Here is a 13,419-nt window from a genome sequence, read left to right as displayed (position 1 = left end):
CGGACCCGGCGCGTGCGGGTAAATTCACCCCAGCATAGCGCTTGCGCACACACACGCAGGGGACTGCCTGGACCCTTTGCGCGGTATTCAGGCAGAAACGGATGAAAATGGCGATAGGTATCGTGTGCGACACTTGCGAAATACCTGCCTGCAGGCGCCGCTGATCGTGGGGTTTGGGCTTGAGCGCGCAGCGGAGTAGAGTTTGGGGCATGTAGATGAAGGGAGTTTTGCAGTGACACAGAAATCGGATGCGGACGACAAGGTTCGTCTCGATAAATGGCTGTGGGCCGCGCGCTTCTACAAAACGCGGGCACTGGCCAAGGCGGCGATCGAAAGCGGCAAGGTTCATCACCGGGGCGACCGTTGCAAACCGGGAAAAGAACCCCATATTGGCGATGAGTTTCAGATTCGCACCGGCTTTGATGAACGCACCGTGGTCGTCAAGGCGCTGTCAGTGACCCGTCGCGGCGCGCCGGAAGCGCAGCTGTTGTACGCCGAGACCGAGCAGAGCATCGCTCGCCGCGAACAAGCCGCAGCGATGCGCAAGGCGGGGGCACTGAGTGTCAGCACCGATGGGCGGCCGAACAAGAAGCAGCGCCGCCAGCTTCAGCAGTTTCAGGATGACGCCAACGATTGAGCACCGCCATTCGTCGAAAGTCAGGCCAAGGCTCTGGCCAAACGCCTATAGCCAGAAACACAGTAGGGCAACGGCAATATACCCGTCTGCAGCCCCAGCTGCCCAGGCCGGGCTTTACCGGTCGTTTGAAACATTTTTGTCCTCCATCCAGATAGATAGACTTATGCACGATTTACCGGACACCGATTTCACCCAGCGCTTCATTTTCGACGACAGCGACACGCGCGGCGAGCTGGTCTCGCTGGAGCGCAGTTACGCTGAAGTGCTGGCCAAACACCCCTATCCGGGGCCGGTCGCGCAGCTGCTAGGCGAGTTGATGGCGGCCGCTTCCCTGCTGGTTGGCAGCTTGAAGTTCGATGGCTTGCTGGTGCTTCAGGCCCGCTCCAACGGCGCGGTACCGCTGCTGATGGTCGAGTGCTCGAGCGAGCGCGAAATCCGCGGTCTGGCGCGTTACCACGAAGACCAGATCACCGACGGCGCCACCCTGCGCGACCTGATGCCGCAGGACCAGAGCGAATTGGTGATGACCATCGACCCGACCCAGGGCAAGCGCTACCAGGGCATCGTCGAGCTTGCCGGCGAATCGTTGTCGGACTGCTTCACCAACTACTTCAAGCAATCCGAGCAACTGGGCACGCGCTTCTGGCTTTACGCCGATGGCTCCCGTGCGCGCGGCGTGCTGCTGCAGCAACTGCCGGCCGAACGTCTCAAAGAGGAAGACGAGCGGGCCGCCAGCTGGCAGCACATCACCACCCTGGCCCACACCCTCACCGCTGAAGAGCTGCTGAGCCTGGACAACGAAACCATCCTGCATCGCCTCTACCACGAAGAGGACGTGCGCCTGTTCGACATCCAGCCGCTGCACTTCCGTTGCACCTGCTCGCGTGAGCGGTCGGCGCGTGCGCTGGTCAGCCTGGGTGCCGACGACGCCGAACAGTTGGTCAAAGAGCACAACGGCACCGTCGAGATCGATTGCCAGTTCTGCAATGAACGCTATCTTTTCGATGCCACCGATGTAGCGCAACTGTTCGCTGGCGGCGGTGTGGACAGCCCTTCGGGTACTCGGCACTAAAACGCTTCAGCACAGGAGAATTTCCTGTCAAAGCCCGAGATAGCGCTGTTCTGACAGGAGGGCTCTACTTTTTTTGGGCGTTTCTGGCATAATCCGGGCCACTTTTTTCGCTGTAGTAGTAAAAACGTTTCTACTACAAAACGTTTGGAGCACTCGGCTTCGGCCGATGGGGAACCTCATGACGCAAGCCAACAACGCCGTGTATACCGATATCAGCACCGCACAACTGGTTGAAGAAGCCATCCGTCGCGGTGAAGGCGAGCTTGCCGCTAATGGCTCGCTGGTCGTGAAAACAGGTCATCGTACCGGTCGTTCGCCGGTCGATCGCTTTATCGTCGAAGAGCCGAGCACTCGGGACGCAATCGCCTGGGGTCCGATCAACCGCAAATTCCCGGCCGACAAGTTCGACGCCCTGTGGAACCGCGTAGAAGCCTACCTGGGCGAGCGCGAGCGGTTTGTTTCCCATGTGCACGTCGGTTCCGATGAGTCGCACTACCTGGCGGTCAAGATGACCACCGAAACCGCTTGGCACAACCTGTTCGGTCGTTGCCTGTTCATCAACCCTGAACAGTACAACCCGGCTGAAAAGCAAGAGTGGCAGATCCTCAATGCTCCGTGGTTCGTCTGCGATCCTGAGCGTGACGGCACCAACTCCGACGGCACCGTGATCATCAATTTCGCGGCCAAGAAAGTGCTGATCGCTGGCATGCGTTACGCCGGCGAGATGAAAAAAGCCCTGTTCTCGGTGCAGAACTTCCTGCTGCCTGCTTCCGACGTGCTGCCAATGCACTGCGCGGCCAACATGGGCGAAGAGGGTGATGTCACCCTGTTCTTCGGCCTGTCGGGCACCGGTAAAACCACCCTGTCGGCCGACGAAAGCCGTTACCTGATCGGTGACGACGAGCACGGTTGGGGCGAAGGTGTAGTGTTCAACATCGAAGGCGGTTGCTATGCCAAGTGCATCGACCTGACCGAGAAGAACGAGCCGGTGATCTGGAAAGCCATCCAGTTCGGCGCCGTGCTGGAAAACGTTGTGCTGAACCCGGAAACCCGCCTGCCGGACTACACCGACGACAGCCTGACCCAGAACAGCCGCGCCGCTTACCCGCGCGAGCTGATCGACAAGCGCGCACCGAAAAACCTCGGTGGCGAGCCAAACGCTGTGATCTTCCTGACCTGCGACCTGACCGGCGTTCTGCCACCGGTGTCGATCCTCAGCGAAGAACAAGCGGCCTACCACTTCCTGTCGGGTTACACCGCACTGGTCGGTTCCACCGAAATGGGTTCGGGCAGCGGCATCAAGTCGACCTTCTCCACCTGCTTCGGCGCACCGTTCTTCCCGCGTCCGGCTGGCGAATACGCTGAACTGCTGATCAAGCGTATCCGTGGCTTCGGCTCCAAGGTCTACCTGGTCAACACCGGCTGGACCGGCGGTGGCTACGGCGTTGGCAAGCGCTTCAACATCCCGACCACCCGTGGCGTGATCGCTGCCATTCAGAGCGGTGCTCTGATCGGCGCCGAAACCGAGCACCTGGACGTGATCAACCTGGACGTGCCAAAGTCGGTACCAGGCGTTGACGGCGGCCTGCTCAACCCGCGCAACACCTGGGCTGACAAAGACGCTTACGACGAAGCAGCCAAAGGCCTGGCGGGTCTGTTCATCGAAAACTTCAAGAAGTTCGAAGTTTCCGACGCCATCAAGCAGGCCGGCCCTCAGCTGTAAGCTGATCGCAGCCGCTTGAACTCAAAAAGCCGCCCTTCGGGGCGGCTTTTTTGTTTATGCCGATATCAAGAGCCCGGGCGCAAGCTTTTGAACTGGTAGGAGCCAGGCTTGCCTGCGATTGCATCACCGCGGTTTGCCAGATACACCGCAGCGCCTGCATCGCGAGCAAGCTCGGCTCCTACAGTCCGCACTCATAAGCCCATTCACCCGCTGAATGCCCCCCATCACGCTAATAAAGTTCAAAACCACCCCTCGCTGTTCTATGGTTCGAAGTATCACCGCATGGAGGAAGTACCATGAGCCAGAACGCTTACGACATTCAGCGGGCCGCCGTGATTGGCGCCGGGACCATGGGGCGGGGCATTGTCATGTGCCTGGCCAATGCCGGCGTGCGGGTGCAGTGGGTGGACAATAACCCGCAGATGCTGGAGCAGGGCATGGCCGCCGTGGCCCAAACCTATGCGCATAGCGTGCGCCAGGGGCGGATTGGGGAGGCTGAGGCCGCTGAGCGACGCGGACGGGTTGAGTCAGCGGCGAATTATTCGGCGATTCGCGATGTGGACCTGGTGATCGAGGCGGTGTACGAGAACCTGGAGCTCAAGCAGACGATCTTTCGCGAACTCGATGCAGTGCTCAAACCCTCGGCGATTCTGGCCAGCAATACCTCGGCACTGAACATCGATGCCATCGCTGCCGTCACCCAGCGGCCGGCCCAAGTGCTGGGCCTGCACTTTTTCAGCCCTGCCCACATTATGAAACTGCTGGAGGTGGTGCGCGCCGCCAAGACCGCGCCTGCCGTGCTGCAAGCCGCCACGGCGCTCGGCGAGCGCATGGGCAAGGTCAGTGTGGTAGCCGGCAATTGCCAGGGTTTTATCGGCAACCGGATGCTCGACACCTACGTCCGCGAAGCCCGTTCGATGTTACTTGAGGGCGCCTTGCCATCGGAAGTGGACGAGGCCATGCAGAGCTTTGGCTTTGCGATGGGTCCGTTTCGGATGTTCGACGTCGTCGGCATTGACCTGGGCTGGCATGCGCGTGAGTTGGCCGGCAAGGGCCAGGACGACCCGCTGGTGCAGGTGGATAACCGCCTCTGCGAGCTCGGCCGTTATGGCCAGAAGACAGGCAATGGCTTCTATCATTACGAACCGGGTAGCCGTCAGGCTGAGCACGACCCTGAGGTCGATGCGCTGGTGGTCGGAGTCAGTCGAGGCCTGGGTTACGAACGCCGCGCGATTGGCGCGCCAGAGATCCTGGAGCGCTGCTTGCTGGCGTTGGTCAACGAGGGCGCAAAAATCTTGCAGGAGGGCATCGCCGAATCTGCCCATGATATTGACCTGGTCTATCTCAACGGCTATGGCTTTCCCGCCGCTCAGGGTGGCCCCATGGCCTGGGCCGATGCCCAAGGCATGGCGCAGATCAAGAAACGCCTGCTGGCGCTTGAGAAGAATCGGGGCGAGCATTGGCACCCTGCTGGCCTGATCGGCCGCCTGGCTGCCGAAGGCGGTCGCCTGTCCCAGGCGTGACAATCGCCGGGCCTGTAGGAGCCGGGCTTGCCCCAATACCCGTCAGTTAAGGCGAATTACATGTGGGAGCGGATTTATCCGCGAATGAAGACGACGCGCAATGCCTGAAAAACCACGGTGCATTCATTCGCGGATAAATCCGCTCCCACAGAGTTTATGCCTTAACTGACTGGCATTGGGGCTTGCCCGCGAAGAACGATGACGCGCAATACCTGAAAAAACGGCGGTGTCTTTATTCGCGGGCAAGCCCTGCTCCTACAATGTTCCGCCCGGGAATCATCCGCCAATGAGGAACCTATGAGCGAGCAGATGCCGCAGCGCGGTGATTACCGCCACTTCCAGCCGATACTCACGCGCTGGCACGACAATGACGTGTATGGCCACGTCAATAACGTCACCTATTACAGCTTCTTCGACACGGCCGTGAACACCTACCTGATCGAGGAGGGTGGGCTGGATATCCATAGCGGCGAGGTGGTGGGTTTTGTGGTCAGCTCGGCCTGCGACTATTTCGCCTCGATTGCCTTTCCCGAGCGCATTGAAGTGGGGCTGCGGGTGGGCAAGCTGGGCAACAGTTCAGTGCAGTACGAGTTGGCGGTGTTCAAGGCGGGCGAGGCCGATGCCTGTGCGGCAGGGCGCTTCGTGCAGGTGTTCGTGGAGCGGGCGTCGAATCGGCCGGTGGCGATTCCAAATCCATTACGCGGGGCGTTGCAGGCCTTGGTCTAGCTGGCCGCGAATGGTGCGGCCAGCCCTTCCAATGGGCACGGATCAATCATCGTCATGCCAGCGTTTGTGCTTGTGCTTGCGGTGGCCATAGTGATGGCCGCGGTCGTAGTGGCGACGGTCGTCATAGCGGCGATCGCGATAGCGGCGGCGATCATCGTCGTCGTCGCTCTTGTTGCCCATGTAGTTACCCAGGGCACCACCTGCACCACCGCCCGCTGCGGCACCAATCAGGCTACCGCTGGTGCCGCCGACACTGCGGCCAACCACGTTACCGCCGGCTGCGCCCAGTGCACCGCCGATAGCGGCTTCGCCACGGCTGCGTTTGTCGGCACCTACCGCACTACCGGCCGCGCCGCCCAAGCCTGCGCCAATCGCAGAACCTGTGCTGCCGCCGATCGATTGACCGACCACCGAACCCAATACCCCACCCAGTGCGCCGCCAATACCCGCTTCGGTACTGCCGCCCGCCGACGCAACGCCGCTGAGCAAGCCAAGGGACAACAACAGAATCGAGGAGTACTTCTTCATCGAGAGAGCCTCATAGGGATGACGAGGGCGATCCTGAGGCTCTGGAAGGAGGCTTTCAATGCAAATCCGACGAATAACACGACTTGTATACAAAACGCTAAATTACTGTTTTTTCACTGAAACTTTATGCGTTTTCGCCGGTCTTAGGTTTCTTCGGACAGGCCTTTTCAGTGATGGAAAGGCCTTTTTTGTGGGCGTTTTTCAAGCTGGGAACCACCTTACGCCTTTGAGCGCACAGTGGCCAACCCAAATGTTACGGCGTTTAAACAATGCGCCCGCTGTCGCTGGCAGCTTCCAGGCGGATGGCGACGAACTTGGATGTCGGGGTATGGCTGCCTATACCCACGCTTTCCAGGGGCACCAGCGGATTCACTTCCGGGTAATAGGCCGCGGCCTGGCCGGCGGGGATGTCGAATGCCAGCAGCGTGAAGCCTTTGACGCGGCGTTCGCGCCCATCGCTCCAGAGCGAGACGATATCGGCCTTCTGGCCGGGTTTGAAGCCCAGGCGAATGATGTCCGCCTCATTGACGAACAATACGTCACGCTGGCCCTTGACCCCGCGATAGCGGTCGTCCAGGCCATAGATGGTGGTGTTGTACTGATCGTGTGAGCGCATCGACTGCATGATCAGGTCCGGGACCTGGCCGCTGCCACGGATGTCCGCATGCAACAGGTCAACCGGCAGTGCGTTGGCCTTGAAGTTGGCGCGGCCGCTGGCGGTTGCCCAGCGACGTGATCCGGCGCTGCTGCCCAGGTAAAAGCCGCCCGGATGTTCCAGGCGCTGGTTGAAATCCTTGAAGCCGGTGATGGTGTCGGCGATCAAATCGCGAATGCGCCGGTAATCGGCGATCAGCCAGTTCCAGTCCACCGGATGATTGCCCAGGGTGGCGGCGGCAATGCCGGCGATCACCGCAGGCTCCGAGCGCATCTGCGCCGATAGCGGCTGCAGCTGGCCGTGGGAGTCATGCACCATGCTGAACGAGTCTTCCACCGTGACCGCTTGCGGGCCTTCGGCCTGCATGTCGATATCGGTCCGGCCAAGACACGGCAGGATCAAGGCCTCCTTGCCATGGATCAGGTGGCTGCGGTTGAGCTTGGTGCTGATCTGCACGGTCAGCTCGCAGTTGCGCAGGGCCTGCGCGGTACGGTGGCTGTCCGGAGTGGCCTGAACGAAGTTGCCACCCAGGCCGATAAAGACCTTGGCCTTGCCATCGAGCATGGCGCGAATGGCTTCGACGGTGTTATGCCCGTCGTGCCGCGGCACCTTGAACTGGAAGCGTTTTTCCAGCGCATCCAGCAAGGCTGCCGGTGGCCGCTCATTGATGCCCATGGTGCGGTCGCCCTGCACGTTGCTGTGGCCGCGCACCGGGCACAGGCCGGCCCCCGGCTTGCCGAGGTTGCCGCGCAGCAGCATCAGGTTGGAGATTTCCTGGATGGTCGCGACCGAGTGTCGATGCTGGGTAATGCCCATCGCCCAGCACATGATCACATGCTCGGCCTTGCGGTACATTTGCGCGGCCTGTTCGACCTCAGCCAGGCTCAGTCCGGACTGCTCGACGATCTGCTCCCACGAGGTGGCGTCGATGGCGGCCAGGTACTCGAGCACGCCCTGGGTGTGCTCGTTGAGGAAGGCGTGGTCGAACACCGACGGGGCATCACTGGTTTGCGCCTCGCGCTCCCATTGCAGCAGGAACTTGGCCATGCCGCGCATCAGTGCCATGTCGCCGCCCAGTGCCGGGCGGAAGTAAGCGGTGTTGGTCGGGCGATCACCGTTGGTGAGCATCTCGATCGGGTGTTGTGGGTGCTGGAAGCGCTCCAGGCCGCGCTCCTTGAGCGGGTTGATGCACACCACCTGGGCACCGCGCTGGACCGCCTCACGCAGCGGTTCAAGCATGCGCGGGTGGTTGGTGCCGGGGTTCTGGCCCCAGACGAAAATCGCGTCGCTGTGCTCGAAGTCATCAAAGGTCACGGTGCCCTTGCCAACCCCGACGCTTTGCGACAAGGCCACGCCGCTGGCTTCGTGGCACATGTTCGAGCAATCCGGGAAGTTGTTGGTGCCGTAGGCGCGCACAAACAGCTGATACAGGTAGGCCGCTTCGTTGCTGGCCCGGCCCGAGGTGTAGAACTCGGCCTGGTCGGGGCTTTGGAGGTTGAGCAGGTGCCTGGCGATCAGGTTGAAGGCGTCGTCCCAGCTGACCGGTTGGTAGCGGTCGCTGGCTGGGTCGTAGACCATCGGGTCGGTCAGCCGGCCCTGGTATTCAAGCCAGTAATCACTCTGGGCCAGCAGCGAAGTCACGCTGTGCTTGGCGAAGAAGGCCGCATCGACGCGGCGCTTGGTGGCTTCCCAGTTGACCGCCTTGGCACCGTTTTCACAGAACTTGACCATGCCGCTTTCCGGCGAGTCGCCCCAGGCGCAGCCCGGGCAATCGAAGCCGCCGTGCTGGTTGGTCTTGAGCAGGGCGCGGATGTTCTTCAGGGCGTTATCACTGCCCAGCCATGCGCGGGTCACGCTCTGCAAGGCGCCCCAGCCACCGGCGGCGCCGTGGTACGGCTTGTAGCGCGGGGTGGGCGTCTGGTCGGCTTTATGGTGCATGCTCACGCTGAATTCTCCATCGCAGGGCTGTAGACCCGCGGCGCACTGTGCTGCGGCAGGTGGATAAGGTTGAGGTTATGGCGGCGGGCCCATTGCAGCGCCAGGCCGGTGGGCGAGGACAGGCTGACCAGGGTCTGGATGCCGGCGCGCAATACTTTCTGGATCAGTTCCAGGCTGCAGCGGCTGGTGACGATTGCCAGCCCGCCGGTGGTGGAAATCTTTTGCCGCACCAGGGCGCCGATCAGCTTGTCGAGCGCGTTGTGACGGCCGATGTCTTCGCGGCCCAGCAGCAGGTCGCCGTTTGCATCCATGAAGACGGCGGCATGCACCGCGCCGCAATGCCGGCCCAAGGGCTGGAAGGCGCCGATGCGCTGGCGCAGGCCTTCAAGCCATTGGGCGGGCGGCAGGGGGCTGCCTGGCAATACGTTCAACTGCGGCAGGGCCTGCTCGACCGCCTCGACACCGCACAGTCCGCAGCCGCTGGTGCCGGCCAGCTGGCGGCGCTGATTTTTCAGGTCCCAGAAGGCGCGGCTGGCGATTTCGACTTCGGCGTGTTGCGCCGAGCCATTGCCAGACAGGCGGATGTCGTAGATCTCATCGGCGCTGGCGACGATGCCGCTGCCGATGCTGAAGCCGACAATAAAGTCTTCAAGGTCGGTGGGGCTGACCAGCATGACCGCCTGGCTGATGCCATTGAAGGCGATGGCCAGGGCGACTTCTTCGGCCAGCGCGGCGTCGGCCGGGGCCTCATGGGAAAGCTCGCAGTACTGATAGGTCTGGCTGGCCGCTGGTGCAGGCGTGGACGCCGTGGGCACCGCGCAGGCCGGGTGCTTGGCGTTCATCGGGCAATACCGGCAGGGACTAGTGGTTTAAGACTAGGCCTGCCGGGGGGTGTCGTCTAATCGCTAATACCGATGCCGTGATAGATGGCGTCGATCAAGACGGCCTTGGAGATTGCCGGTACATGCTGAAGCAGGCTTCGGCCAGCGCCGAGCGCGGCGCCCCTCGACGCATGATCAAGCCCAGCGCCGCCAGGGTTTGTGCCTGTTCGATGGGCTGCAGGCGCAGGTGCTCGGTCAGGGCTTCGAGGCCGCCGTCCAGCGGCATGATCGCGCAGCACAGGCCGCCATGGACGGCCTGCACCAGCTGATGCACGGCATCGGTTTGCAGCAGCGGTTGTGGGGTCAGGCTGCGGCTGTGGAAGTTATGGTCGATGGACTGGCGAAAGTGCATGCCGCTGGTCAGCAGGCCCAGCGGCAGCTCGATCAGTGCTTCCCAGCTCAAGGGCGCCTCATCGAAACTGAAAAACCGCTGATCGTAGAGCAGGCCCATGCGGGTTTCACTCAAGGCCAAGGCTTCAAAGCGCTCGTTATCCAACCGTTCAAGGTAAGACACGCCCAGGTCCAGGCGGTTGTTGGCCAACTGCTCGAGAATCTGCTCCGAACTCAATGAGCTCAGCTCGAAGCGCAGGTTCGGGTGTTCGCGGTGCAATTGTTGCAGCAGCGGCAGCGGGTCGAAACTCGACAACGGCACCACGCCCAGGCGCAGGGTGCCGACCAGGTGCCCCCGACAAGCGGCTGCCTCGGCGTTGAGCCCGTCATAGGCGGCCAGCACCGAACGGGCCCAGGCCAATACCCGCTCGCCGGGCGCGGTAAAACCTTCAAAGCGTTGGCCGCGATTGACCAGCGGTAGTTCCAGCTCTTCTTCCAGGTTGCGCAGGCGCATCGACAGGGTCGGTTGGGTGACGTGGCAACGCGCCGCCGCCTGGCCGAAGTGGCGAGTCTCGTCGAGGGCGATGAGGAATTTCAGCTGCTTGATGTCCATCGTCTGTCTCGGGCCTGTGGGCGAACAGAGATTCTAGCCTGCCGAGCCGGTCAATTTCCGAGCCTTGTCTAGACTAAGCGCTCCAATCACTGAAGGAGGAGTGTGTCATGAGTCTTTTCAGCTTTGTGAAAGAGGCGGGCGAGAAGTTGATTGACCTGCTGACGCCGGGCAATGCCGACGCCAGCGAGCAACTCAAGGAGCATGTGGCGAAGGTCGGGCTGGGTAATCCGAACATCCAGGCCACTGTCGAGGGCGATAAGGTGACGGTCACAGGCGAAGTCGCCAGCCAGGAAGAAAAAGAGAAAATCCTCCTGGCGCTGGGCAACGTGGCCGGTGTTGCCACCGTGGATGACCAGATCACCGTCACCGGCCCCGTGGCGCAGGCTGCGCGGTTTGTCACTGTGAAAAAAGGCGACACCTTGAGCGCTATTGCCAAGGCCGCGTGCGGTGACGCCAACCAGTACCAGAAAATCTTCGAGGCCAACAAACCGATGCTTTCGCACCCGGACAAGATCTACCCGGGGCAGGTGTTGCGTATTCCGCATTAACGCCGTTGCGGGTGCTGGTCACAGCGTTTCGATCAGCGCCCGGTAGTCTTCCACGGCCTCGAATTCCGCCGTATCGCGCGGCCCCTTGCGGCTGTCGGGCTCGCGTACGGCGAGCAGGTGGGCCACGCCAAAGTCACGGGCGCTGCGCAGAATCGGCAAGGTATCGTCGATAAACAGGCTGCGCGCCGGGTCGAAATCGATGTCGCTCTTGAGCGCATTCCAGAACTGCGGGCTTTCCTTGGCAAAGCCGTAGTCATGGGAGCTGATCAGCCGCTCGAAATAGGGCGCCAGTTCCACTCGTTCAAGCTTGAGCGACAGCGAATCGCGGTGCGCGTTGGTGATCAGGATCACCCGCTTGCCAGCGTTGCGGATTGCGGCCAGAAAGGTATCGGCGTCCGGTTTCAGGGCGATCAGGTGGGCGGTTTCCAGTTTCAATTCACGGACCGGCAGCTGCAGTTCCCGGGTCCAGAAGTCCAGGCAGTACCAGCACAATTTGCCGGCGTTGTTCTCGAACAGCGGTTGCAGCTCAAGCTCGGCCATGGCCCGGCTGACGCCATGCAGGTCGGCGTAGCGCTGGGGCAGGTGCTCCAGCCAGAAATGGTTGTCGTAGTGCAGATCGAGCAAGGTGCCGTCCATGTCCAGCAGAACGGTGTCGATATCGGGCCAGGCAATGGAGAGCATGTGAAATATTCTCAAACAGGGGTGGTGTGACGCTGGCCTTCGCAGGGGCAAGCCACGGTATAGTAACCCGTTCACGCCAAGGAGCCGCCTCATGCGCCAGAAACCCACCGTGCTTGCCCGCGAGATTGTCGCCAGTAGCCGCCTATTTCGTGTCGAAGCCGTGCAGTTGCGCTTCTCCAATGGCACTGAACGCACCTACGAACGGCTGGTCGGGCGTGGCACCGGATATGGCGCGGTGATGATTGTGGCGATGATCGATGCCGACCACGCGCTGTTGGTCGAAGAATACTGCGGTGGTACTGACGAATACGAATTGTCCCTGCCCAAGGGCTTGATCGAGCCGGGCGAGGATGTGCTGGCCGCGGCCAACCGGGAACTCAAGGAAGAGGCCGGTTTTGGCGCGCGTCAGCTGGAACATCTGACTGAGCTGTCGCTGTCGCCGGGCTACATGAGCCAGAAGATTCAGGTGGTGCTGGCGTCCGAGCTGTATGAAGAGTCGTTGCCGGGCGATGAGCCTGAACCGATGCGGGTCGACAAGGTCAACCTGCGCGAGCTGTCGGCGCTGGCCCAACATCCGCAATTCTCCGAAGGCCGGGCGCTGGCCTCGCTCTACCTGGTCCGTGACCTGTTGACCCAGCGCGGGGTGTTCATTCCATGAGCGCAGCCCTGCACCCCCTGATTCCCGGTGTGGTTGACCTGGCGCGCCGCGCCGGTGAAGCGATCCTGCCGTTCTGGCGCATGAACGTGGCGGTCACCGCCAAGGCCGATGACTCGCCGGTGACGGCCGCCGACCTGGCGGCGCATCAAGTGATTGTCGAGGGCCTCACGGCGCTGGCGCCGGATATCCCGATTCTGTCGGAAGAGGACTGCGGCATACCTCTGGAGGTACGTGCCCAATGGCAGCGCTGGTGGCTGGTCGACCCGCTGGACGGCACCAAGGAGTTTATTGCCGGCAGCGAAGAGTTCACGGTGAATATCGCCTTGATCGAGCAGGGCCGGGTGGTGTTCGGTGTGGTGTCGATGCCGACCAACGGTCGCTGCTACTTCGGAGGTGCTGGCTTGGGCGCATTTCGCAGTGAAGCGGATGGAACGGTGCAGCCGATTTCGGTACGCACGGCGCCTGCCGCTGGCGAGGCTTTTACCGTGGTTGCAAGCCGTCGGCATTCGAGCCCTGAGCAGGAAAAGTTGCTGGCTGGGTTGAGTGCGGCGCTGGGGGAATTGCAACTGGCCAATATCGGCAGCTCACTGAAATTCTGCCTGCTGGCCGAAGGCGCGGCGGATTGCTATCCACGGCTGGCGCCTACATCGCAGTGGGATACTGCTGCGGCGCAGGGCGTGCTGGAAGGGGCGGGGGGTGAAGTGGTGGAGGTGAACGGGCAAGTGCTCAGTTATCCGCCGCGTGAGTCGTTGCTCAATCCGTTCTTTTTGGCATTGCCGGCGGCGGCGCCTTGGCGCAAGGATCTGTTGGTGCTGGTAACACGCGCTCAGAGCTAATAATGTAGGAGCGGACCTGGCCGCGATGGGCTGCGCAGCGGCCCCGGGGTCTGCTGCGCAGCCCATCGCG

Annotated in this window: 13 protein-coding genes; 8 read left to right on the top strand and 5 right to left on the bottom strand. The window is 61.9% G+C overall.

Annotated features, from left to right (window positions below; translation table 11 throughout):
• Positions 1-232: 232 nt before the first annotated feature.
• From GUY40_RS05000 to GUY40_RS04980, 5 genes are all read left to right on the top strand, one after another.
• A complete protein-coding gene (locus tag GUY40_RS05000; protein ID WP_166567840.1) occupies positions 233-637 on the top strand; it encodes a S4 domain-containing protein in 405 nt (134 codons plus the stop codon).
• A 163-nt stretch (positions 638-800) separates the two neighbouring features.
• Positions 801-1,709 carry an Hsp33 family molecular chaperone HslO gene (gene hslO, locus GUY40_RS04995; protein ID WP_166567839.1) on the top strand — a complete coding sequence of 303 codons (909 nt, stop codon included), beginning with the start codon at positions 801-803 and terminating at the stop codon, positions 1,707-1,709.
• Between the two features lie 178 nt (positions 1,710-1,887).
• Positions 1,888-3,432, top strand: a complete 1,545-nt coding sequence (locus GUY40_RS04990; protein WP_166567838.1) for a phosphoenolpyruvate carboxykinase — start codon at positions 1,888-1,890, stop codon at positions 3,430-3,432.
• A gap of 296 nt (positions 3,433-3,728) precedes the next feature.
• Complete coding sequence (locus tag GUY40_RS04985) at positions 3,729-4,955, top strand: 3-hydroxyacyl-CoA dehydrogenase (RefSeq protein ID WP_166567837.1); 1,227 nt, start codon at positions 3,729-3,731, stop codon at positions 4,953-4,955.
• Between the two features lie 297 nt (positions 4,956-5,252).
• Complete coding sequence (locus GUY40_RS04980; protein WP_166567836.1) at positions 5,253-5,681, top strand: thioesterase family protein; 429 nt, start codon at positions 5,253-5,255, stop codon at positions 5,679-5,681.
• Between the two features lie 42 nt (positions 5,682-5,723).
• Here GUY40_RS04980 and GUY40_RS04975 read toward each other — a convergent pair whose 3' ends face one another.
• The 4 genes from GUY40_RS04975 to GUY40_RS04960 form a co-directional block, all read right to left on the bottom strand.
• Positions 5,724-6,209 (bottom strand): glycine zipper domain-containing protein, encoded by a 486-nt coding sequence (locus GUY40_RS04975; protein WP_166567835.1) that lies wholly within the window; start codon positions 6,207-6,209, stop codon positions 5,724-5,726.
• 262 nt (positions 6,210-6,471) lie between these two features.
• Positions 6,472-8,802, bottom strand: a complete 2,331-nt coding sequence (locus tag GUY40_RS04970; protein ID WP_166567988.1) for an FdhF/YdeP family oxidoreductase — start codon at positions 8,800-8,802, stop codon at positions 6,472-6,474.
• Between the two features lie 2 nt (positions 8,803-8,804).
• The gene (gene fdhD / locus GUY40_RS04965) at positions 8,805-9,644 is read right to left on the bottom strand and encodes a formate dehydrogenase accessory sulfurtransferase FdhD (protein WP_166567834.1); all 840 of its coding nucleotides are present in this window, start codon (positions 9,642-9,644) and stop codon (positions 8,805-8,807) included.
• Between the two features lie 94 nt (positions 9,645-9,738).
• On the bottom strand, positions 9,739-10,626 hold the full coding sequence (locus GUY40_RS04960) for a LysR family transcriptional regulator (protein WP_166567833.1): 888 nt from the start codon (positions 10,624-10,626) through the stop codon (positions 9,739-9,741).
• Between the two features lie 107 nt (positions 10,627-10,733).
• Here GUY40_RS04960 and lysM point away from each other — a divergent pair, with 107 nt between their 5' ends.
• Positions 10,734-11,174, top strand: a complete 441-nt coding sequence (gene lysM / locus GUY40_RS04955) for a peptidoglycan-binding protein LysM (RefSeq protein WP_166567832.1) — start codon at positions 10,734-10,736, stop codon at positions 11,172-11,174.
• An 18-nt stretch (positions 11,175-11,192) separates the two neighbouring features.
• Here lysM and yrfG read toward each other — a convergent pair whose 3' ends face one another.
• Positions 11,193-11,855: a GMP/IMP nucleotidase gene (gene yrfG / locus GUY40_RS04950; protein WP_166567831.1), complete on the bottom strand. Its 663-nt coding sequence runs from the start codon at positions 11,853-11,855 to the stop codon at positions 11,193-11,195.
• A 91-nt stretch (positions 11,856-11,946) separates the two neighbouring features.
• On the opposite strand from yrfG, the gene nudE reads away from it, so the two are divergent.
• Both nudE and cysQ read left to right on the top strand, forming a co-directional pair.
• Complete coding sequence (gene nudE / locus GUY40_RS04945) at positions 11,947-12,513, top strand: ADP compounds hydrolase NudE (protein WP_166567830.1); 567 nt, start codon at positions 11,947-11,949, stop codon at positions 12,511-12,513.
• Complete coding sequence (gene cysQ, locus GUY40_RS04940; protein WP_166567829.1) at positions 12,510-13,349, top strand: 3'(2'),5'-bisphosphate nucleotidase CysQ; 840 nt, start codon at positions 12,510-12,512, stop codon at positions 13,347-13,349. The genes nudE and cysQ overlap by 4 nt, the downstream gene beginning before the upstream one ends.
• The last annotated feature ends 70 nt before the right edge of the window (positions 13,350-13,419 follow it).

Origin of the sequence: Pseudomonas sp. R5(2019) (genome assembly GCF_009905435.1) — a bacterium.
In the GTDB taxonomy this organism is placed as follows: Bacteria; Pseudomonadota; Gammaproteobacteria; order Pseudomonadales; family Pseudomonadaceae; genus Aquipseudomonas.
The sequence above is the reverse complement of the archived record's forward strand: the minus strand, read 5'-3'. Positions and strand labels throughout refer to the sequence as shown.